Source organism: Paraglaciecola sp. T6c, assembly GCF_000014225.1.
GTDB classification, from domain to species: domain Bacteria; phylum Pseudomonadota; class Gammaproteobacteria; order Enterobacterales; family Alteromonadaceae; genus Paraglaciecola; species Paraglaciecola atlantica_A.
Genome location: NC_008228.1, coordinates 1465431 through 1487948 on the forward strand (window position 1 = coordinate 1465431; position 22518 = coordinate 1487948).

Sequence of the window (22518 nt, forward strand, 5' to 3'; positions counted from 1 at the left end):
TTAAAAGGATTATTTTATTAATTAACTGTGTGTGCTAATTAATTCTATAGAAAAAACAATATAAAAAATTGATGTTAAAGAAATAATCATTTTACAAATGAATGCTGTTTTACGAACAAAAAAATAGCAGGTTACCCTGCTATTTTTATACTTTGAAAGTTAGACGTTACACTGCAACGTCGAACTGATTCATGGTGTTGTCTTTGCCTGACGCTTTAAGCGCTTGGTCACCAGAGAAATACTCTTTATGATCATCCCCTAGGTTAGAGCCTGCCATTGCTTGGTGCTTAACGCATGCTAACCCTTCACGTAACTCTTTACGTTGAACGCCTTTCACATAAGCCAACATGCCTTCTTCACCAAAGTAACCTTTCGCTAGGTTGTCAGTTGACAGTGCTGCGGTATGGTAAGTCGGTAACGTAATCAAGTGATGGAAAATACCCGCTTCACGAGCCGCATCCGCTTGGAATGTACGCACTTTTTCATCTGCTTCTTGCGCCAGCTCAGAGGCATCATAACGTGCTGACATTAACTCATCACGGCTGTAGCCAGACACATCTTTACCTGCTTCAGACCAAGCATCGAAAACTTGCTGGCGGAAGTTTAGCGTCCAGTTGAATGAAGGTGAATTGTTATAAACTAATTTCGCATCAGGTACTTCTTTACGAATAGCACTTACCATTTCACCAATTTGCTGAACATGCGGTTTTTCAGTTTCAATCCACAATAAGTCAGCGCCATTTTGTAGCGATGTAACGCAGTCAAGTACTACACGGTCGAAGCCAGTGTCTGCTTTGAACTTGTACAAACCATTAGGCAAACGAACTGGTTTTACTAGCTTGCCGTCAAGTTTCAATACTGAATCGCCATCTTTCAAATCATCAACAGAATCAACTGCTGAGGTTTCTAAAAAGGCATTGTACTGGGCAGCTAAATCGTTAGGCGATTGAGACACTGGGATTTTTTGAGTCAGGCCAGCACCTAAAGAATCGGTACGCGCAACAATCACCCCATCATCTACTCCTAGCTCAAGAAACGCGTAACGTACGGCATTGATTTTACACAGGAAGTCTTCATGAGGCACGGTTACTTTACCGTCTTGGTGACCACATTGTTTGGCATCAGATACTTGGTTTTCAATCTGAATACAGCATGCACCTGCTTCAATCATCTTCTTGGCAAGTAAGTACGTTGCTTCTTCATTACCAAAGCCTGCATCAATGTCAGCAATAATTGGAACGACATGAGTTTGGTAGTTATCGATTTTAGCTTGAATTTCTTTGGTATCTTGGCCAGCTTCTTCGGCACTATCAAGTGCGCTAAACAACTCACCAAGCTCTTTTGCATCGGCTTGACGTAAGAAGGTGTAAAGCTCTTCGATTAACGCAGGCACTGACGTTTTTTCGTGCATTGATTGGTCAGGCAAAGGACCAAACTCAGAGCGTAGAGCAGCTACCATCCAACCAGATAAGTACAAGTAGCGTTTATCTGTCGTGCCATGATGCTTTTTAATTGCCAACATTTTTTGTTGACCGATAAAGCCATGCCAGCAACCTAGAGACTGAGTATAAGAGCTTGAGTCCTTATCATAATCAGCCATATCTTTACGCATGATACCCGCAGTGTATTTCGCAATGTCTAAGCCCGTTTTGAAGCGATTTTGTGCTTTCATACGTGCAACATACTCTGGGTTGATAGCACTCCACGTTTGGCTATTTTCGCCAGTTAGGGTTTGGGCAGCTTGAATGTCATTTGTGTAGTTAGACATGACGATGTTCCTTATGTTTGTAGGTAAAATTTGATTAGCAGGTTGTAAACTGAATGTTGCTGCTAACCGATGACCAAATCCTACTAACAGAATTCAAATAACGAAAGGAAATGATATTGATTTTCAGTATTTATATTGTGAATAATTGTTGGCTTGCTTTAAATATCAAGGCGAAGAGAATAAATAAGCCCAGTGAAACAGAATGCATTTGGCTTTTTAACGTCGTAATAAGAATGTAGATCCCAGCAACGTTTGTCTCGTTTTGTCCATATGGACGGTTTTCCCACACCGTGATGTCCCTAAAAATTACAATTCAAATATTTTGCGACAAAAAACGCTAATGTTTTTTTTAAATATCGAACCCAATACTACGCCTTGTCGCAAAAGGCTGCGTATAATCAAGGGTTTAAATATTAAGCAAATATAGGATTGAGATGAAGTTTGTGAGTACCGTTTTGCTATCAGCCCTGTGTATGGGAGCTGTAGCGCAAGAGCCTAAGAATGTAATTATGGTCGTTGGTGATGGAATGGGGCCAGCGTATACCACCGCATATCGTTACTTCGCAGATAACAAAAATACGTCAGTAGTCGAGCAAACCGTTTTTGATCGCATGCTGGTAGGCATGGCCAGTACGTACCCAGCGCAAGTCTCTGGTTATGTCACCGACTCGGCGGCAGGTGCAACGGCTTTGGCCACCGGCGTAAAATCTTATAATGGCGCGATTGCTGTGGATGTAGACAAAAAACCTGTTCTCACGGTACTTGAGTGGGCTAAAGAGCATGGATTGAAAACAGGTGTTGCTGTTACCTCACAAATTAACCACGCGACTCCTGCAGGATATTCAGCACATAACGAGAGTAGGAAGAATTACAACGAGATAGCTGACAGTTACTTTGATGACAAAGTGGATAACCGTTTTGTACTTGATGTCATGCTCGGAGGTGGTTGGAATTACTTCATTCGTGATGATCGCAATTTAGTAGCAGAGTTCAAGGGGGCTGGTTATCAATACGTTGATAAGATAACCGACTTGAGTACGACGGATAAAAATAAACCATTGTTAGGTTTATTTGCAGAGCAAGGCTTAAATTGGGCGTTAGATATGCCGGCGAAACAACGCTTGCAAACGCTCACTCAAACCGCTGTTAAACACCTTGAAAACGACAAAGGCTTCTTTTTGCTCGTTGAAGCCAGCCAAATTGATTGGGCCGGCCACTCCAATGATGTCGGCGCAGCGATGACAGAGATGCAAGACTTAGCGCAAACTATGACGTGGCTAGAGCAATACGTTAGTCAGCACCCTGATACATTAGTCGTGTTAACCGCAGACCACAGTACAGGTGGTTTCACCATTGGTGCTAACAAAATTTATCGTTGGGAGCCGCAATGGCTCGATAACCTTAAAGCATCGCCGTACGCTATTGCTAAACAATTGATGACAGCTAATAATAAAAGCGCGTTAGCGGCTAAGCTTCTTGGCTTTTCTCTTAACGATGAGGAAAAGTCCATGCTCGAGGCAATAGATACCCAAGATGACGAAATAGCGTATCAAACAGTGAAAACTTTATTAGATATACGTACCAATACGGGGTGGACAACGGGTGGGCACACTGGTGTTGACGTGCCGGTATATGCAATAGGGCCTGGCAGCGAAAAATTCCGTGGTTTGTTAAACAACACGCAGGTCGCAGATAATATTTTCACCTTGCTTGGCCGAGAATAACCAAGCTAGTCGGCTAATTATTGAGTGAGCAGGTCGTCAATGTTCACGATTAAGTTTTTAAGCCGCCAATAAAAAAACGCTGATAGATTGCTCTATCAGCGTTTTTTGGTTTTCAATAGTTCTACGCTAACAGTATCGTTAGTTATTGCTGGTTATCACTGCTGGCTGTTACTGCTGGGCAAGGAAATTCTCTAAATCTTCACCCGTTAATTTCTTAATTTGAGCGAATAGGTACCACAAGGCGCCCATTAACATGATCATGCTCGGTATCACTATCACTGGGTAGCTCAGTGCGGTCATGCGACCAAGCTCTTCTGTATATTCGGTCGTCCCTGGGGGGCTTACCAGAATCACTTTGGCCAAAACGTAATTTAAAACTGAAGATAAAAAGAATGAACCAGCGACAATATAAGAGCTGATCGCCATCTTGCCTTCAAAGTCATTAGTGGTACCTTTTGCTTCTAATGCTCGGCTCAAACTGTCCCAGTTGACAATTTGCTCGTTGAGCACAAGTACCTTTAGTAATGGCTTGGTAGTGCGCTGGGTAATTAACACGGCAATGCCAATTACAGCCGGAATAGCCGCTTCTTTTATAGCAATATAATCAGCAGGAAGTTCCAACAGACTAATGCCACCGGTTAATATAACGCTGACAATCCCCAATATTGAAAAGGCATTTACCTTGCCGGACTCTTTAAGATCCCACAACCCATAACCGATAGGGAATATCAGTGCGGCAACAATACTCCATGCTGGGCCTAGGTATTCATCAGAGCTTAAATTGCTCATGATCACCACAGGGATAATGATATTAAATGCTAGATTTCCGAAAAATCCATTTTGTTTTTTGGGGACTTGATTACTCATTTGGGCCTTGGTTTGTATTTAGATAACGACAGCATTATAGGGAAGTTGCACTTCACGCTCTAGCACTACCTTAGGTTAAATTGATGATAAAGCCTGATTGCGAGAATTAGGCTTATTAGCGCACATTTTTGGCCCACAATCTCGCAGCAATCAAGCCAGAGATAAAGCCGAACAAATGGCCTTCCCAAGATACAAAGGTTCTTGCAGGCAATACGCCGAATATTAAGCCGCCATAAAAAAAGGCCACTAACAAGGAAATAATAATGAGCTTAAACTTTCGGCTTAAAAACCCTGCTAATAAAAGAAAGCCAAAATAACTGTATATCACGCTGCTCGCACCGATATGACTGGCTGAGCGGCCAAATAACCACACCAACAACCCTGTTAGGACAATACAAAAGAACGTGACACCAAAAAAACGCTTATTACCGTATTGCAGCATTAGAAAGCTCAACACACACAACGGAATAATATTCGACAGGTAATGGCTCACACTACCGTGTAAAAAAGGACCGGTTAAGACGCCAACAAGCCCAGGAATGTAACGTGGAATATTGCCAAAGTGATTTAACATGCGCCCAGTGAGAAGATTAAAGATCTCTATGGCGGTGATCACAATGAAGATAATGCCTACCGTTTTTAACTGCTGGCTTAAGCGAGAAGGATTGCGCGAAGTGAGTGTTTTGCTATTCATAAAACTGTGTTAGGTAAGTCATATCGATATTTTGACGTAAAAGGCTGGAGAATGAGATGTCAAATTGTCACAAAATAATATGCGGTAAATAACGTGACATATCTTGGGTGATAAGAGAGGTGTCTTCCCGTACCGAAATGCCTGCAGGCTGATCATCCACCAACCACGAGCCAATCAAGGTGTGATTTTCTCCGAACTTTGGTAATGGCGAATAGGCTTGATAAATAAACCCTTCTTCACCATAGGGGCCTTGTGCTTCGAGCACCGTCTTGCCGTTTTCAATTACACTGATGTTCGCGCCTTCACGGGAAAATATTGGCTTCTTAACCAATTTAGTCTCGTTAGCAAGTTGCAGTTCATCTTCAAAATAAGATGCCAGTAAGTTGGGATGACCGGGAAACATTTTCCATAACATGGGCATCAACGCTTTATTCGACAATATTGATTTCCATAGGGGCTCAATCCAATGGCTGCCAGAAGGCTGAATATGTTGAGCGAACGCTTCTCGCTGCATAAATTCCCAAGGGTAGAGCTTAAACAAGGTTTCAATGATTTGATCGTCGTGATCGGTAAACGCACCGCTGTCACTCAAACCAATGTCTTCCATATAAACGAAGTAGTCAGCGATCCCTGCTTCGCGCGCACAATCTTGTAGATACTGCACCGTACCTCTGTCTTCGTCAGTATCTTTGCAGCAAGCGAAATGCATGAAGTCTAATTGATAGTGGTTAGCGATGTAGCCTAATCGGGCAACAAGCTTCTCTTGTAGTGAGTTAAACTGGTCGGCTTTTTTATGCACTAGCCCTTTATTAACTTGTTCTTCAAGCCATAACCATTGCCAAAATCCACTTTCATACAGTGATGTTGGCGTGTCTGCGTTATTTTCGTAAAGCTTAGCAGGGCCGCTGCCATCATAGCTAAAATCCAAACGTGAATATAAACTCGGGTCTCGGTTTTTCCATGAATCGGCAACGGGCTGCCAAAACCCCTGTGGGATCTGAAAACGTTCAAGCAAAGCCTCGTCATTAACGACGCGCTCGACCACCGCCAGACACATCTGATGAATATCGGCAGTTGGCTGCTCTATATCATTTTCAATTTGGTTTAGGGTAAATTGATAGTACGCTGACTCATCCCAATAGGGTTCGCCATGCATAGTATGAAACTTAAAACCAAAATCAGCGGCTTTACGCTGCCAATTTGCCCGTTGCTGAATAGGAATGCGAAACATACGAAAGGTTAGCCGCCCCAACCACTGGACTTTCTGCTCGAGCCACCCCAATTTGATTTTGCGCGCACGCTACTGCCAAACCCGCCTCGGCTCATGGTTTTGGTCACACTCGGTTTTGACTTAAACGCATCTTTGCTGACGTTCATATTACGGCGGCGATAATCACCATAGTCACTGCCATCTGCACCCATCCAACGTTGGCGATACGAAGAGTAAGGGGAGTATGAGGTAAACATGGGCTGAGTATTATAGCCCCGCGGCGACAAAAGGTTGCTCAACATGTAACCGGCCATAAAAGGCATAAAGAACGAGCCACTTTCGGTGCGGGTATAATTACACTGATTGGCCCCGAATTCCTCTTCACATATTTGCCGTGACGCATATTTAGGGCCTGTACGCTGAGCTTCATCTAGCGCATCTTGATAAGCCGTTTTACATAGCTCTTCTTGCCCAGGGTTTTGATTTGTGCAGTCGTCTACTGAGGTATAAACCGTGGCTTTTTCCGTTTCTTCACCACAACCACTAAGCATGACTGCTGCAATACCCAAGGCTAAAGGCTTAACCGAAAAACCTTTACGCATGCTCTTTAGGTTGATATTTGATGAGCGTTTACGCTGAGTCATATGTCCTCCTAGTAGGTCATGCAAGCGGCATTGAGCAAACCAACCGCAACAGAAATAGCGCCAAGAATGGTACCTGCAGAAATTTCGTTATTAATAATGCGCTCGGCAATTTTCGGCATAAAAGTGAATCGCAAAAGTAAGAATGCGACGACTTGCGCAATGATTGCCACAACACCCCACACGATAAAGTCGACCAATGACGCTGAGTTTGCAACCGCACTTGATAACGCTAGGGCAAAACCGATGATAGCGCCACCAAAGCCAATCGCTGCGGCCAGATTTTTCTCTTGTTTAACTAATTTCCATTCATCATGAGGGGTCACGAATGCATAGACAATTTTGAAGATAAATAGCAATACAATTGATACCGCAAAATAAGCGGCAAAATGACCAAGGCCGGCAATTGAGTTAAGTATTGTTTCCATCGTTTTTCCTTTCGTTAAATGGGATGTTAGCCGTTTATCGTGATGTCGGCTTGTTCAATATTAAAACCACTGCTGATAACCAAGCAGCGATCGAAGTTCTGACCAACTAGTTTCTCTTCACCGCTGACCAGCAAGGCCTCTATGTTGCTATCGTCTAATTCGCGCTCGTACAGCATCATGAATTGGTCGGTTTCACTCACGTCACCGTCTTCTTCATAGGTTTTTTCGGTCATAGCGACAGCGGGTGACACATCACCGACAGCGTCCCATACGCGCTGATAGCTATTGCCTTCTAGTGAATATTGGGCTTGGGAGATGTCATTTTTAAGCAATTGCTGCCATTGAGTGTCGGTGCCGACGGTTTTGGTTTCATAGAAATACCATAACTTGACATCAGTAATGTGATTTTCTGTCACACCGCCGTCCAAAACAACTTGTAAAAATGCATCGTCATCGGTGTAAAAGCGCAGAATTTTGCCACCTGAATCTAAATCGACTTCACCAACCGCCTGAATGATATGTGAGCTGGCAGCAGACTCAATGATAAGGCTCGGCTCTATCAGTTTGAGTTTTAGTGGATCAATTTGAAATGAACCACCCAAGTAAAGGCCCATAACCTCAGGGGCTTTTGGGGTTTTCGACGTGTCTTTTTTACCAAATAATTTACTGAACATGTTATTCCTCAGAAAAACGTTGCCATTCGATTTTTTTGATCCTGGCTTTCGCGATATAAAACACCTTGTCACCCGGCGATAATTGCTCATCCAGATCAGGATTGACTTGTATGTTCAATCTATCATCGCGCTTAGCCGTGCCAATAAGCGTTGCATTATAACGAGATTTCAACTGATTGAATGCCAATCCAACCTGCACAGGAGACATTTCAAGGGGAAGGGTATCTGAATACTGCGCTTGGCCTTCGGCCACACTAAGTAAGTCGTGATGTAATACGCTTGAACCCGGATCGAATGCAGATTTTGCCAGCATCTCTATCGCAACACTCGGCGTGCACTCAACATTCGGGCAGTGGCGCTGGAGGAGGTTGGCTAACGTTTCATCAGTGAAGTAAGCGACCATTTGCGCATTAGGATTACGTTGGCTGCAATAAAGTGCAGTGGTCATGGTTAAATCATCTTCTGGGTTATCCATTAAAACGACTTTGGCGTCGGCAATACAAGCTCGGTCCATGTCTTTGTCGTTACTAAAACTATTAACCTTCACAAATTCGATTTTATCTGGCATCGGGTTAGTAATATCGGCGCGAACACACAATACAATCGTCGGGCGTTCGTCCACGGCTTCTCGCTCGCGTAGCAGTAAATCGAGTAATCTAAGCGTACGTTGCTCGTTCCACCCGAGTACCAGAATATGATTAGATACTGATAAACTTTGCAAACCTTTTACTCCTTTTACCCACTGAAATGATACCCAAGACGCTACCCGACCAATCACTAATGCAAAAAAACTCAAGCCAACAGGTATTACATATAAAGAGACTATGTATTTTCCTGCTGTGGTTGTCGGCGACAAATCCCCGTAGCCCACTGTTGAGCCTGTTACCACCAACCAATAAATGAAATCAGTGCTGTTTGTTAGTGCATCTTCATTTGCGAGCGCCATTAAGCACCAGCTCGAAACAGTGTAAAAACTTAACGCAATCAGTAAGGTGTACCAACGCATCTCAGAAAAATACTGAGACAGCATTTTACGTATCTTTATAAACATGGCGTTAAATTCAGGTTATTGTTATTTCGAGATATTCTTTCACATCCCAGGACATTAGCCAACGTAAGTCATTCCGCAGTCAGCACTAACTGTGTAAACGTAATAGATACAATAAACCCACAGATAAAAAAATGGCCAGCCTGTAACTGCGGGCTGGCCATTCAAATAATACGCAAGCTATTTGCCTAAAATGCGGCTTAACTCATCATCAGCAGAGGTTTGTCCGCCTTTGATACCGGCTTGAGCCAAACGTTTCTCTAGGTCGTCGCTTGATTCTTCAGTCGCAAGTTCTTGCGCTGCTTGTAGCTCTGCATCGCGCAATGTCTGCTTGTCTTGAATACGCTGCAACGACTCGGTGGCGGTTTTCATTTTGCTGTTCGCACCCAAGTGACGTGACGACACAGCGACCTGTGCTTTTTGCACAGACTCAGTGGCCTTTACCATGTCGACCTGCTGCTCTAAACGTCGTAGATTAGCTTTTGCTTGACTGATATTGCCCGCCAACTGCTTCTCAGATTGCTTAAACTGATCTAAGTATTTCTGTTCACCTTCTTGTTCGGCTTTCAAGTCACTGACTTTTTGAGCGCAGTCAAGGGCTAGTTGGCGATCTGAATCTATCGCTTTGCGAGCATGGGCTTCGTATTGCTCAATAGAAGATTGCAAGCTGGCGACTTTCTGCTCAGACAATTTGCACTTAGCCAAAATTTGCGTGCGTGCATGATCTGACTTACGCAGCTCGTCTTTTGCTTCACGGATCTCTTGTTCAAGGATACGGATTGCTTGGCTGTCTACCACTGTTTGTGCTGCTTCTGTGGCACCACCTTTAACGGCAGTTACTAATTTTCTCCAAACTGACATAATGTCACTCCTCGATTAAAGTAAATGTTCTGCATAAGCATCTAAAAATGCTTCTACATTTTGAAATAAGGTTTGCACTTCGATCGTAATGCTCTGTGCTTTCGATTGAGAACTTAAAGAGCCAAACGCTGTGTAATACTCATCGCCAGCCACATTCGAAATACCCACAGTGGTCAGCGGGAAAATCATATGGGTTTTTAAAATCTCTTCGTTCAATGCGATTTTGTCTTTCACCTCTTTGACAGAAAAGAGTAAAGACTCAACTAGAATTTGTTCTCCGCTTATCGCTAACCAAGCATCAACACCGTCGCTGTTGGCAATTAATAAACAATTTTCTTCGCGGGTAACAACGAGATCTTGGTTGTCACTAAAAAGGGCCTCAAGTTGATTAAGATCCCATGTCATGGCTACTCTCCTGTATGGCTAATGGCCGTTGTTCGAATATGTCTCAACATTTCGTTGAGCTTGTTGGCAAAACTCGGGCTTAGTGTAGTCAGGTGAAAAACAATTAGTCAAATGTTATTTTCAACATTTGATATTTATTTGTCACTAATGTAAATTATACGTCACATTTGTATCGTTGGAATAGTTATGCAAAATCATTCGGATGGTCTGACAGCAAAACAGACAAATAGTGCCTCCGCAGATTGGCGTCAAGTGGTTCAGCGCCTATTAAAAGCGGAAATGTCTAAGCGCGGTGTTAAGTATCAGGATCTCAGTGAACGCCTAGTATCAATTGGGGTGAACCAAAGCGCAGACAACCTGCGCAATAAAGTGAATAAAGGAATATTAGGTGCTGATTTGTTGTTACAAATCATGTATGTGCTTAATATGCGCCGTATCGAACGGGATGATATCGTGGATATGTTTAGCGACATGGGGCAAGATCTCTCGCGGTAGCGATGTAAAAATTTTCCGAGCTTGCAGAACACGACCAAAAAATACAGACAAAAAAAAGCCCAACGCAAAAGTCGCTGGGCAAAATAACAGTCAGGAGAAACGTCAATAATAAATAAACTGTTGATGTTATTTTAGCCGCAATATGCAAAGTCACAAGTTGGTTAGCGTATACCAAGGTGATTGCAGGTATTAATTAATATACGTAAAATAACGGGCTACATTTCCCAGGATAATATATGAAAGTTTCTGAATTCCAGTTTGATTTACCTGAAGCCCTCATTGCGCGTTACCCCACTAAAGAGCGGACCGCGAGTCGATTAATGCACTTAGCCACAACAGGCTTGTCGCATTTGCAATTCACTGACGTGGTGAACTTGATTAATCCAGGCGATTTACTGATCTTCAATAATACTCGCGTCATACCTGCACGGTTACTCGGGCAAAAAGCCTCTGGTGGTAAAGTAGAAGTGTTGATTGAGCGCATTATTGACGAACACCATGTTTTAGCCCATGTACGCGCCAGTAAATCTCCTAAAGAGGGCACGCAACTATTACTTGAGGGCAAAGTGGAAATGGAAATGGTAGGGCGTCAAGATGCACTATTTACATTAAAGCTGCTTAACCCTGAGCCTATTCTTGAGATACTCGAACAATATGGGCATATGCCGCTACCGCCCTATATTGATCGCCCTGATGAAGAGTCTGACAAAGAGCGTTATCAAACGGTATACAACGAGAAACCAGGAGCCGTCGCCGCGCCTACCGCAGGTTTACACTTTGACGACGTCATTTTGAAGCAATTACGCGATAAAGGCGTAAACACAGAATTTGTGACCTTGCATGTTGGGGCTGGAACCTTTCAGCCAGTGCGGGTTGATAACATTCTAGAGCACCAGATGCACTCTGAGTATGCAGAGGTGCCGCAAAACGTTGTGGATGCTATTGCTAAAACCAAAACGGCGGGTAAACGCGTGATCGCTGTGGGCACTACGTCGGTAAGATCGTTAGAGTCAGCAGCGAAAGCAGCATTAGAAAATGGCACTGCGCTGGCGTCGTTTTTCAGTGACACAGACATTTTTATTTATCCTGGCTATAAATTTCAGGTGATTGATGCCATGTTGACCAACTTTCATCTATCAGAATCGACGCTCATCATGTTAGTCAGCGCCTTTGCTGGAAAAGAAAATGTGATGAATGCGTACCAAGAAGCTATTGCCCAGCAATACCGCTTTTTCAGCTATGGCGATGCCATGTTCATTGAGAAAAACCAAGACTGATATCCGGATTGTTATCAATACCTACGTTAGGCGAATAAATAGTGCGTTATTAGTTTTTATTCGTAGACGCAATTCGTATATAATCCGGCCACTTTTTGTCAGCAACTCGCTTGTTAGGCATTGAATATCACCTAAGACGAGAACACGCTGGTGGGCATGCCCTGTCAGCAGGAAGTATTTATGCAATTTGAATTAGATAACACAGACGGAAAGGCGCGCCGCGGCCGTCTTAAATTTGACCGAGGCATAGTTGAAACGCCTGCGTTTATGCCAGTTGGCACATACGGCACGGTTAAAGGCATGACGCCTGAAGAGCTTGATGAAACGGGCGCGCATATATGCTTAGGGAATACCTTTCATTTAATGCTACGCCCTGGCACTGAAATCATTAAACAGCACGGCGATTTACATGATTTTATGCATTGGCAAAAACCTATCCTCACGGATTCAGGTGGTTTTCAGGTATTTAGCCTAGGGGATTTGCGTAAAATCACCGAAGAAGGGGTAACTTTCCGCTCGCCAATCAACGGTGAAAAAATCTTACTGACCCCTGAAAAATCGATGCAAGTGCAACGTGATTTGGGCTCTGACATCGTGATGATTTTCGACGAATGTACGCCGCACCCGGCTACCGAGAGCGAAGCACGCCAGTCGATGGAATTGTCATTGCGCTGGGCCAAGCGCAGTAAAGCGGAACATGGCGACAACCCATCAGCGCTATTCGGTATCATACAAGGTGGTATGTACGAAGGATTACGTGACGTATCCCTTAAAGGTTTAGAAGACATTGGCTTTGATGGCTATGCCATTGGTGGCTTGTCAGTAGGCGAGCCAAAAGAAGACATGATCCGCATTTTGGATCACACCACAGACAAAATCCCAGCGCACAAACCGCGTTATTTGATGGGCGTGGGTAAACCGGAAGATCTGGTAGAAGGTGTGCGCCGCGGAGTCGACATGTTTGATTGCGTTATGCCTACTCGTAATGCTCGAAATGGTCATCTTTTTGTTACCAGTGGCATTGTCAAAATTCGCAACGCAGCCCATAAAACCGACACGAGTCCACTAGACGATAAATGTGACTGTTACACTTGTAAAAATTATTCTCGGTCATATCTACATCACTTGGACAAATGTAACGAAATATTAGGCGCGCGTTTAAATACTATTCATAACTTGCGATATTATCAGCGTGTTATGCAAGGGTTGCGTGATGCGATTGCCGAACAGAAGTTAGATGAATTCGTTGCGGATTTCTACGCACAAAAAGATATGCCGGTACCGGCGCTATAACAACAAAACTTAACAAACTATGGGGAATTTATGAGCTTATTTATCTCTGATGCACATGCACAGGCAGCACCAGGTGGTGCAACAGGCGGCGGTTTTGAAATGCTGATCATGCTCGGCGTATTCGGTTTAATCTTTTACTTTATGTTATACCGCCCACAAGCAAAACGTGTAAAAGAGCATAAAAACTTGGTTAGCTCGTTGAGCAAAGGCGATGAAGTTTTGACCCAAGGTGGCATGGTTGGTCGTATCGTGAAAGTATCAGAAGAAAAGGACTTTCTTGAGATTGCACTAAACGATACAACCAACATCGTTGTACAAAAATCTGCTATCTCAGCTGTGTTGCCAAAAGGCACAATGAAAGCGATTTAAAATGAGTTACCTTAAATAAAGCGGGCGATTGCCCGCTTTATTTATGTTTACGACATTCAAAATGGAAGGATTTTCACGTGTTAAACCAAACTCCGTTATGGAAGTATCTCGTACTGATTTTTATCGTCGGTATGTGTGCTCTATACGCTACTCCCAATTTGTACGGTGAAGACTATGCCGTTCAAATCTCTGCGGGCCGAAATGCCAGTGTCGATGAGTCACTGTTAAGCAAAGTCACAGAAACGTTATCTAGCGAGAATATAGAAACAAAAAATATCGCTTTAGATAATGAACAAATCTTGGTTCGCTTGACCAATTCTGATAGTCAACTTATCGCGCGAGAAACCCTGCAACGAGCATTAGGTGATGACTACTACGTGGCCATGAACCTAGCCCCAGACACGCCAGCATGGCTTGAAGCCATTGGCGGTGCACCGATGAAGCTTGGGCTCGATTTGCGCGGTGGTGTGCACTTCCTAATGGAAGTGGACATGAACTCAGCAGTCAATAAGTCTTTTGAAGATATGGTATCCGATTTTAGAAGTGCACTTCGTGAAGAAGGTATTCGCTATCGCACAGTGCGCCAAGTTGAAGGTGGAGTGGAAATATTCTTCCGTGACCAAGATACCCTAGATAAGGCAGAGTTCTTTTTACGTAACCGTAATCGTGACTTGGTTTTCACTGAGAAAAATGACCTAAAAATCGTGGTCAGTATGTCAGAGCAGAAGCTTGCTGAAACCCGTGATTACGCGGTTAAGCAGAACATCACCATTATCCGTAACCGGGTAAACCAACTGGGTGTAGCTGAGCCAAGTGTACAAAAGCAAGGCGTTGACCGCATCGCTGTGCAATTACCTGGCATACAAGATACTGCCCGTGCTAAAGAAATTCTAAATGCAACGGCGACCTTGGAATTCCGCTCTGTAGATTTAGACCATGATGTACGTGATGCTGTTGCTGGGCGTGTACCTGCAGGCTCTGAACTGGTACTCGATCAGCAAGGTCAGCCGCAACTGCTGAAAAAGAAAATCATTCTGACCGGTAACCACATCATTGATGCTAACTCTAGCGCAGATGAGTACGGTATTCCTCAGGTGAATATTTCACTTGATTCTAAAGGTGGCAGTAAGATGTCACAGTTTACCAAAGACAGTATTGGTAAGCCGATGGCGACCGTCTTTATTGAATATAAATCAACGGGTGAGCGAGATGCTAACGACAAGCTGATTTTTGAAGCGAAGCGTGAAGTGATCAGTATCGCTACCATTCAAGCGCGCTTGGGCAGTAGTTTCCGTATTACCGGGTTAGACTCGCCACAAGAAGCGCATAACCTGTCGCTACTACTCAGAGCTGGTGCACTGATAGCACCGATTCAAATCGTCGAAGAGCGCACCGTTGGGCCAAGCTTAGGTAAAGAGAACATCGCACTGGGTACACAAGCCATCATTTGGGGCTTTGTCGCAGTACTAATCTTTATGCTGATTTACTACAAAGCATTTGGTTTGGTCGCGAACCTTGCTCTGACTCTAAACCTAGTGATGATCGTTGGCATTATGTCGATGATACCGGGCGCGACATTATCGCTACCTGGTATGGCCGGGATCGTGTTAACGGTCGGTATGGCGGTTGATGCAAACGTTCTGATATTCGAGCGTATCCGAGAAGAACTACGGGAAGGGCGCAGCCCCCAACAGGCAATTCATCACGGTTATGACAGTGCATTCTCGACCATTCTTGATGCCAACATTACAACTTTCATTGCGGGTCTGATTCTGTTTGCTGTGGGCACAGGCCCAATTAAAGGCTTCTCGATCACGTTAATGATTGGTATTGCCACTTCCATGTTTACCGCTATTTTTGTTACCCGTGCTGTTGTAAATGCATGGTGTGGTGGTAAGCCTTTGAAAAAATTATCAATATAGGAGCGCTGACATGCAATTGCTAAACATGAAAGAAACCGTTGGCTTTATGTCGTTGCGCGTTCCCGCAGCGATACTATCCGCGTTACTGGTTATCGGCTCTCTGGTATCCCTTGGTGTTAACCAGCTTAATTGGGGTTTGGACTTCACCGGTGGTACGCAGATTGAAATGCGATATGAAGGTGTGGCTAACTTAGACGCGGTTCGCGCTGAGTTAACTCAAGCCGGCTTTGTTGAGCCTACAGTGCAAAACTACGGTAGCAGTCAAGACATACTAATACGCATTGCTCCAATGGAAGGCGTGAAGAACGTTGAAATTGGCGACAGGGTAGTTGCTGCGTTGCAAGCTGCCGATCCAAGCGTTGAAAAACGCGGTATCGCTTTTGTTGGGCCAAATATTGGTGATGAACTTGCAGAACAGGGCGGGTTAGCCATGCTGGTTTCTTTGCTTTGTATTCTGGTATACGTAGCAATGCGATTCGAATGGCGTTTTGCTTTGGGCTCAGTTGTGGCACTTGCCCACGACGTGATCATCACATTAGGTTTGTTCTCAATTCTACAACTGGAATTCGACTTAACGGTACTGGCCGCTGTATTGGCAGTAATCGGTTATTCTTTGAATGATACGATTGTGGTATCAGATAGGATCCGTGAAAACTTCCGTAAAATCCGCAATTCAGAAACCGAAGAGATCATTAATATTTCACTGACCCAGACTTTGAACCGTACCATTATTACCTCGTTAACGACGATATTGGTATTGATGTCATTGTTCTTCTTGGGCGGGGCAACCATTCATGGTTTTGCGACTGCGTTACTGTTTGGTGTGATAATCGGTACGTATTCGTCTATCTACGTTGCCAGCTTAGTGGCGCTATGGTTAGGTGTAAGCCGCGAAGACTTGATGCCAACTGAGATAGAAAAAGAAGGCGCTGACCAAGAGTCAATGCTGTAGAAAATTAGATTATCCATAAGGGTAAACAGAGTTGCGCATCGAGAGCCGTTTGATTAACCATCAAGCGGCTTTTTTAGTGGTGTGTTTATGCTAACACTGTCTACTCAGTACTCAGTACTCAGTATTCAGTACCAGGTACTTAGTACTCAGCTTTTGAATGCGAAGATTGGTCGTATTTTTGGGCCACAAAAAAAGCGAGCCATAGGGCTCGCTTTAAAAAGGTCATACGTTCTTAAGCCATTACACTCTTAACCTATTACAACCTTAAGCTTTCAAATTCTTGACTAAGGTTTGCACGACTTTAGCGCTTCCAGCAACGATGTCACCGTTATGCATAGGGTCGTTATTACCTTTGAAATCTGTTACCAGGCCGCCAGCTTCACGAACGAGAAGTTCACCCGCTGCAATATCCCATGGCTTCAAGCCACTTTCCCAGTAACCGTCGTAACGACCAGCGGCAACGTAGGCTAAATCCAGAGCAGCTGAACCACTACGGCGCACATCACCCGCTTGGAAAAAGATGTTACGGAAGCTTTCAAGATATGTCGGTAATGCATCTTTGTTTTTGTATGGAAGTGCGGTGGCAAGGATCGTTTGGTTCAACTCTTTTGCTTTACTAGCACGAATACGGAAACCGTTAAGTTGAGCGCCAGCGCCTTTGCTTGCGGTAAATAGTTCGCCACGAATAGGATCGAACACAACCGCCTGGTCTAAACGACCTTTATGCATTAAAGCGATGGATACTGCGAAGTGGGGAATACCCTTGATAAAATTAGTGGTGCCATCTAGCGGGTCAATGATCCATTTGTAATCAGTGTTGCTACCTTCTACTACGCCGCCTTCTTCACCCACGAAACAATGGTCAGGGTAAGATTGTTGAATTTTGCGAATAATTGCTTGCTCGGCTTCTTTATCGACGCGAGTAACGAAGTCGTTACTGCCTTTGGCTTCAATCATTAATTCAGATTGATTTTCAAAACCACGGGCAATGACGTTGCCCGCAGAACGCGCCGCGCGCACTGCTATATTCAGCATAGGATGCATAGTAAAACCACCAATTTTTAAAAGAACGTTAAGATAAAGAATTTGTCACTCGCCTTGCTTTTGCTAGCAGGTGAACAAAAAATCGCCGCGCAGTTTACCAAACTACAGAATATTCGCAATCATAATCTGGATTTATAGCAAACTATGTTAGCGTAAGCACTCTTTGATATCTTCAAGTGTACTGGGTGAGGGCGCTTGATAACTCGTACCTGATAATAGCCAATAGAGAGTACTCAATGTTACAACGCATTCATCACGTCGCTGTCATTTGTTCAGACTATGCACGCTCAAAGCATTTTTATACCGAAACACTAGGGTTGAGCATTATTGCTGAAAACTACCGAGCGCATCGTGATTCTTATAAATTAGATTTAGCGCTGCCTGATGGCGGGCAGATTGAGCTTTTTTCATTCCCTGGGGCTCCAGAGCGCCCGAGTCGCCCAGAAGCACAAGGCTTACGGCACCTAGCGTTTGTGGTGGATGATGTTGAAACCACAGCGGCTTTCTTGACGGCGAAGGGCGTTGAGGTAGAGGAAATCAGGATTGATGAATATACCCTCAAAAAATTCACCTTTTTCGCCGACCCAGATGGTTTACCCTTGGAGCTTTATCAAGCATAAATACAATGTTGCCCCTAAGGACAGTGTGATGAAGTGCTTGTTGGCGTTAGCATTTGCACTAAAGCGTGTGACGCAGATACCCAGTTGCTGCTAAATTCAGATGATACCTACATGCTTGTTAACAGTCCTCAAGCAGGCGCTAACGAGGTCAAGCATATTAAAGCTCAACTTAACCGCCAGCAAACGTTGATTTTTGGCTTTTGGAAAGTAACCCAATATCCTTACGTGCAGTTAAGCGGGCCGGAAAATCACCCTTATAACATCTTCACATATTTTGTAGCATGTGGCTCACTCTGCGCACCGTGCCAACACTACTTTTGCACGCAAAATGTGCTATTATCCGCGCCCTAAAATCTCCATAAATCACAGATAATCCTTTGCTATGCTAGAAAATATTAAAATCGTACTGGTTAATACATCCCACACCGGCAATATTGGTTCAACAGCGCGCGCCATGAAAACCATGGGCTTGAGCCAATTGGTTTTGGTTGATCCAGTATCACCGCCCGACGGTAAATCTAGCGCGTTAGCTGCTGGGGCTGGGGATGTTCTGGCCAACGCGAAAATTGTCTCTACCGTGGCAGAAGCAGTAGCGGATTGTGGTTTAGTGGTCGGCACAAGTGCCCGTTCGCGAACGTTATCTTGGCCTATGCTTGAACCTCGCGAATGCGGCGAAAAGTTAGTATCCGAAGTACCTAAATATCCTGTTGCCTTAGTATTTGGCCGTGAGAACAACGGCTTGAGTAACGAGGAGCTACAGCAATGTCATTTTCATGTATGTATTCCCGCCAATCCTGAATATAGCTCGTTGAACTTGGCTGCTGCTGTACAAACACTATGTTACGAAATTCGCATGGCGCATCTTAATGAAACGCGACGAGAGGCGAATGTGCAGGAAGAATACCCGCTGGCGGATGATCTTGAAGGCTTTTATAGCCATTTGGAACAAACCCTTCACAAAACGAATTTCATCATTCCGCAACATCCAGGTATGGTCATGACCAAATTACGTCGCTTGTTTAATCGTGCTCGTCCTGAAACCCAGGAGCTGAACATATTGCGCGGCATATTGGCATCTATCGAAAAGTCCAGCAAAGACAATACATAACAATGTTCGAACGTATTAAAGAAGATATCCAGAGTGTATTTCACCGCGACCCAGCAGCACGCAATACGTTCGAGGTTTTGACGAATTACCCAGGGCTGCATGCCATTTGGTTTCATCGTTTAAGTCATCGATTATGGAAGGCCAATTGGCGCTGGTTAGCTCGCAGCTTATCAACGTTCTCCCGTTGGGCGACAGGAGTGGAAATACATCCTGGCGCTAAGCTTGGCAGACGCTTCTTCATAGATCACGGTATGGGTGTGGTGATAGGTGAAACCGCAGAGATTGGCGATAACGTTACCCTATACCATGGCGTCACCCTTGGCGGTACTTCTTGGAGCGCTGGTAAGCGTCACCCCACTTTAGAAGATAATGTCGTGATTGGGGCTGGGGCCAAGATTCTTGGGCCTATCACTATGCACAAAGGCGTGAAGGTGGGCTCCAATTCTGTTGTGGTAAAGGATGCCCCTGAGAACGCCACTGTTGTGGGTATACCTGGTCGCATCGTGATGCCAAGCGCGAACAAAGAACAGAACGGCCACCGGGCTAAAATTGCCCGTAAGTATGGCTTCGATGCCTATGCTATTTCAGATGAAAACCCTGATCCTGTCGCAAATGCTATTGGATTAATGCTTGATCATGTTCACCTTATTGATACCAAAGTGGAAGAAATGTGTAAAGAGATCAATAACATGGGAGGGACTGTTTGCGGTAAATCACTGCCCACCCTTGAAATTGATAGCTTTGGCGATCATTTAACGACGGCGGAAAAAGAATCGGCAAAGGCGTCATTCGATCCACAAATTTAGCGTTGTTGATGAATGACTCATTAAAAACCAGCACTCTAATACTTGACTAAAACAGTAGGATAAATACTTGACTAAAATAGTCGGGTTTGGGACAATAGCTGCAAGTTTTTAGCTAGGTGTTCAGAATGAAATTAACTTCTAAAGGTCGTTACGCTGTTACAGCAATGCTGGATGTAGCCTTACATTCACAGCGCGGTCCCGTGTCGTTAGCAGATATATCTGAGCGCCAAGAAATATCGTTATCTTATTTAGAGCAACTTTTTTCACGTTTACGCCGAGAAAAATTGGTAGACAGTGTGCGTGGGCCAGGCGGCGGTTACAAGTTGGGCCGCCAACCCAGCGACATTCCTATCGGTGAGGTCATTCGTGCCGTAGACGAGTCAGTTGATGCAACGCGTTGTCAAGGTCAGTCAGATTGCCAAGGTGGTGAGCGCTGTTTAACCCACAGCTTGTGGCAAGATTTAAGTGAGCGGATCAGCCTTTTTCTCGATGGCATTACTCTTGGAGAACTCATGGCGCAGCACGACGTGAAATTAGTAGCAGACAGACAAGATAAAACGAAACACCTCAATTATATTGCCGGCAACGAAATCGAAGTGAGCCTGCAGTAAATAAGCGGAGTAGACAATGAGCGACATTAAGTTACCAATTTATTTAGATTATTCATCAACCACCCCGGTTGACCCTCGTGTTGCTGCCAAAATGGCAGAGTGTTTAACCAACGAAGGCAACTTTGGTAACCCTGCATCGCGTTCTCACCGTTTCGGTTGGGTAGCAGAAGAAGCAGTCGACGTTGCTCGTAATCAAATTGCTGATTTGATCAATGCAGATCCTCGTGAAATTGTTTTCACCTCTGGCGCAACAGAATCAAATAACCTTGCAATTAAAGGCGCTGCACATTTTTACGGCAAGAAAGGTAAGCACCTCATCACAGTGAAAACTGAGCATAAAGCCGTACTTGATACGTGCCGCCAGTTAGAGCGTGAAGGGTTTGAAGTGACGTATTTAGATCCTGAGCCAAATGGTTTGGTTGATATCGAAAAATTCACAGCAGCCATCCGCCCAGACACGATTCTTGCTAGTGTGATGCACGTAAACAACGAGATTGGCGTGATCCAAGACATCGCTGCTATCGGAGAAGTGTGCCGCGAGCGTAAAGTGTTGTTCCATGTTGACGCTGCGCAAAGCACAGGCAAAGTGGCAATCGATTTACAAGCGCTGAAAGTAGACATGATGTCCTTCTCAGCACATAAATCTTACGGTCCCAAGGGGATTGGAGCACTTTACGTTAGTCGTAAGCCTCGCGTTCGTCTTGAAGCGCAAATGCACGGTGGCGGCCATGAGCGTGGTATGCGCTCTGGTACCATGGCAACTCATCAAATTGTAGGTATGGGTGAAGCATTCCGTATCGCACAGGAAGAAATGGCCACCGAGAACGAACGTATTCTAATGCTACGTAATCGCTTATGGGATGGAATCAAAGATATTGAAGCGGTTTACATCAATGGTGACATTGAACAACGCGTTGCAGCGAACTTAAATGTGAGTTTTGCATTCGTTGAAGGTGAGTCTTTGATCATGGCCCTTAAAGATATGGCCGTATCATCTGGTTCAGCTTGTACATCAGCCAGCTTAGAGCCGTCTTATGTACTTCGCGCGCTTGGTTTGAATGATGAATTGGCCCATAGCTCAATTCGTTTCACAATCGGCCGTTTTACCACCGAAGCTGAAATCGACCATGTGATAAGCGTAGTACGTAACGCAATCGACAAATTACGTGATATGTCTCCTTTGTGGGATATGTACAAAGAAGGCATTGATTTGAATACCGTTGAGTGGGCACACCACTAGTATTTGAATAATTTATAGAATTCACAGTAAGGCGAAATCGTCTTCACAAATGAGGTAACCATCATGGCTTACAGCGAAAAAGTAATCGATCACTACGAAAATCCACGTAACGTAGGTGGTTTTGACAAGAATGACCCTAGCATTGCAACCGGTATGGTTGGCGCGCCAGCATGCGGTGACGTAATGAAATTGCAATTGAAGATTGGTGCTAATGGCATTATCGAAGATGCAAAATTCAAAACTTATGGCTGTGGCTCGGCGATTGCGTCTAGCTCACTAGTTACTGAATGGGTTAAAGGCAAATCAATTGACGATGCCGTGAAGATATCGAACATGGACATTGCTGAAGAACTTGCCTTACCACCAGTAAAAATTCACTGCTCTATTTTGGCAGAAGACGCTATTAAAGCAGCCGTTGAAGATTACAAAAAGAAACACCAGTAAACGTTAAACGAAAGAGG

At 44.3% G+C, this 22518-nt stretch carries 24 protein-coding genes; 13 read left to right on the forward strand and 11 right to left on the reverse strand.

The window, feature by feature from the left end; genetic code table 11:
- Window positions 1-166: 166 nt before the first annotated feature.
- Window positions 167-1768 carry an isocitrate lyase gene (locus tag PATL_RS06190; RefSeq protein WP_011574074.1) on the reverse strand — a complete coding sequence of 534 codons (1602 nt, stop codon included), beginning with the start codon at window positions 1766-1768 and terminating at the stop codon, window positions 167-169.
- Between the two features lie 434 nt (window positions 1769-2202).
- On the opposite strand from PATL_RS06190, the gene PATL_RS06195 reads away from it, so the two are divergent.
- Window positions 2203-3492, forward strand: coding sequence for an alkaline phosphatase (locus PATL_RS06195; protein ID WP_011574075.1), 1290 nt, complete (start codon window positions 2203-2205; stop codon window positions 3490-3492).
- Between the two features lie 168 nt (window positions 3493-3660).
- Here PATL_RS06195 and PATL_RS06200 read toward each other — a convergent pair whose 3' ends face one another.
- The 9 genes from PATL_RS06200 to PATL_RS06240 form a co-directional block, all read right to left on the reverse strand.
- Window positions 3661-4359, reverse strand: a complete 699-nt coding sequence (locus tag PATL_RS06200; RefSeq protein WP_011574076.1) for a VC0807 family protein — start codon at window positions 4357-4359, stop codon at window positions 3661-3663.
- A gap of 115 nt (window positions 4360-4474) precedes the next feature.
- The gene (locus PATL_RS06205; RefSeq protein ID WP_011574077.1) at window positions 4475-5053 is read right to left on the reverse strand and encodes a rhomboid family intramembrane serine protease; all 579 of its coding nucleotides are present in this window, start codon (window positions 5051-5053) and stop codon (window positions 4475-4477) included.
- 67 nt (window positions 5054-5120) lie between these two features.
- Window positions 5121-6284 (reverse strand): glutathionylspermidine synthase family protein, encoded by a 1164-nt coding sequence (locus PATL_RS06210; protein WP_011574078.1) that lies wholly within the window; start codon window positions 6282-6284, stop codon window positions 5121-5123.
- A gap of 8 nt (window positions 6285-6292) precedes the next feature.
- The gene (locus PATL_RS06215) at window positions 6293-6907 is read right to left on the reverse strand and encodes a DUF1190 family protein (RefSeq protein WP_006992076.1); all 615 of its coding nucleotides are present in this window, start codon (window positions 6905-6907) and stop codon (window positions 6293-6295) included.
- A gap of 8 nt (window positions 6908-6915) precedes the next feature.
- Window positions 6916-7332 carry a DUF350 domain-containing protein gene (locus PATL_RS06220; protein ID WP_006992077.1) on the reverse strand — a complete coding sequence of 139 codons (417 nt, stop codon included), beginning with the start codon at window positions 7330-7332 and terminating at the stop codon, window positions 6916-6918.
- A gap of 26 nt (window positions 7333-7358) precedes the next feature.
- A complete protein-coding gene (locus PATL_RS06225; protein WP_011574079.1) occupies window positions 7359-8006 on the reverse strand; it encodes a YjfK family protein in 648 nt (215 codons plus the stop codon).
- A 1-nt stretch (window position 8007) separates the two neighbouring features.
- The gene (locus PATL_RS06230; protein WP_011574080.1) at window positions 8008-9057 is read right to left on the reverse strand and encodes a potassium channel family protein; all 1050 of its coding nucleotides are present in this window, start codon (window positions 9055-9057) and stop codon (window positions 8008-8010) included.
- Between the two features lie 177 nt (window positions 9058-9234).
- The gene (locus PATL_RS06235) at window positions 9235-9915 is read right to left on the reverse strand and encodes a PspA/IM30 family protein (RefSeq protein WP_011574081.1); all 681 of its coding nucleotides are present in this window, start codon (window positions 9913-9915) and stop codon (window positions 9235-9237) included.
- Window positions 9916-9930: 15 nt separating this feature from the next.
- Window positions 9931-10320 (reverse strand): YjfI family protein, encoded by a 390-nt coding sequence (locus tag PATL_RS06240; RefSeq protein WP_011574082.1) that lies wholly within the window; start codon window positions 10318-10320, stop codon window positions 9931-9933.
- A gap of 186 nt (window positions 10321-10506) precedes the next feature.
- On the opposite strand from PATL_RS06240, the gene PATL_RS06245 reads away from it, so the two are divergent.
- From PATL_RS06245 to secF, 6 genes are all read left to right on the forward strand, one after another.
- On the forward strand, window positions 10507-10815 hold the full coding sequence (locus tag PATL_RS06245; RefSeq protein WP_011574083.1) for a DUF6471 domain-containing protein: 309 nt from the start codon (window positions 10507-10509) through the stop codon (window positions 10813-10815).
- A 236-nt stretch (window positions 10816-11051) separates the two neighbouring features.
- A complete protein-coding gene (queA, locus tag PATL_RS06250; protein ID WP_011574084.1) occupies window positions 11052-12092 on the forward strand; it encodes a tRNA preQ1(34) S-adenosylmethionine ribosyltransferase-isomerase QueA in 1041 nt (346 codons plus the stop codon).
- 180 nt (window positions 12093-12272) lie between these two features.
- Window positions 12273-13385: a tRNA guanosine(34) transglycosylase Tgt gene (gene tgt, locus PATL_RS06255; protein ID WP_011574085.1), complete on the forward strand. Its 1113-nt coding sequence runs from the start codon at window positions 12273-12275 to the stop codon at window positions 13383-13385.
- 30 nt (window positions 13386-13415) lie between these two features.
- Entirely contained in the window at window positions 13416-13754 is a 339-nt protein-coding gene (gene yajC / locus PATL_RS06260; RefSeq protein WP_006992085.1) for a preprotein translocase subunit YajC, read from the forward strand.
- A 77-nt stretch (window positions 13755-13831) separates the two neighbouring features.
- Window positions 13832-15676 carry a protein translocase subunit SecD gene (secD, locus tag PATL_RS06265; protein WP_011574086.1) on the forward strand — a complete coding sequence of 615 codons (1845 nt, stop codon included), beginning with the start codon at window positions 13832-13834 and terminating at the stop codon, window positions 15674-15676.
- Window positions 15677-15686: 10 nt separating this feature from the next.
- Window positions 15687-16628: a protein translocase subunit SecF gene (secF, locus tag PATL_RS06270; protein ID WP_011574087.1), complete on the forward strand. Its 942-nt coding sequence runs from the start codon at window positions 15687-15689 to the stop codon at window positions 16626-16628.
- A 264-nt stretch (window positions 16629-16892) separates the two neighbouring features.
- On the opposite strand, the gene suhB is transcribed toward secF, so the two are convergent.
- Window positions 16893-17672, reverse strand: coding sequence for an inositol-1-monophosphatase (gene suhB / locus PATL_RS06275; RefSeq protein WP_011574088.1), 780 nt, complete (start codon window positions 17670-17672; stop codon window positions 16893-16895).
- Between the two features lie 236 nt (window positions 17673-17908).
- Between suhB and PATL_RS06280 the strand changes: the two genes are divergently transcribed.
- From PATL_RS06280 to iscU, 6 genes are all read left to right on the forward strand, one after another.
- Window positions 17909-18292 carry an SMU1112c/YaeR family gloxylase I-like metalloprotein gene (locus PATL_RS06280; protein WP_011574089.1) on the forward strand — a complete coding sequence of 128 codons (384 nt, stop codon included), beginning with the start codon at window positions 17909-17911 and terminating at the stop codon, window positions 18290-18292.
- 382 nt (window positions 18293-18674) lie between these two features.
- On the forward strand, window positions 18675-19400 hold the full coding sequence (gene trmJ, locus PATL_RS06290; RefSeq protein ID WP_011574091.1) for a tRNA (cytosine(32)/uridine(32)-2'-O)-methyltransferase TrmJ: 726 nt from the start codon (window positions 18675-18677) through the stop codon (window positions 19398-19400).
- 2 nt (window positions 19401-19402) lie between these two features.
- Complete coding sequence (gene cysE / locus PATL_RS06295) at window positions 19403-20206, forward strand: serine O-acetyltransferase (RefSeq protein ID WP_011574092.1); 804 nt, start codon at window positions 19403-19405, stop codon at window positions 20204-20206.
- A gap of 125 nt (window positions 20207-20331) precedes the next feature.
- Complete coding sequence (gene iscR, locus PATL_RS06300) at window positions 20332-20817, forward strand: Fe-S cluster assembly transcriptional regulator IscR (RefSeq protein ID WP_006992093.1); 486 nt, start codon at window positions 20332-20334, stop codon at window positions 20815-20817.
- Between the two features lie 16 nt (window positions 20818-20833).
- Window positions 20834-22057, forward strand: coding sequence for an IscS subfamily cysteine desulfurase (locus PATL_RS06305; RefSeq protein WP_011574093.1), 1224 nt, complete (start codon window positions 20834-20836; stop codon window positions 22055-22057).
- Window positions 22058-22120: 63 nt separating this feature from the next.
- On the forward strand, window positions 22121-22501 hold the full coding sequence (gene iscU / locus PATL_RS06310; RefSeq protein WP_011574094.1) for a Fe-S cluster assembly scaffold IscU: 381 nt from the start codon (window positions 22121-22123) through the stop codon (window positions 22499-22501).
- Window positions 22502-22518 lie beyond the last annotated feature (17 nt).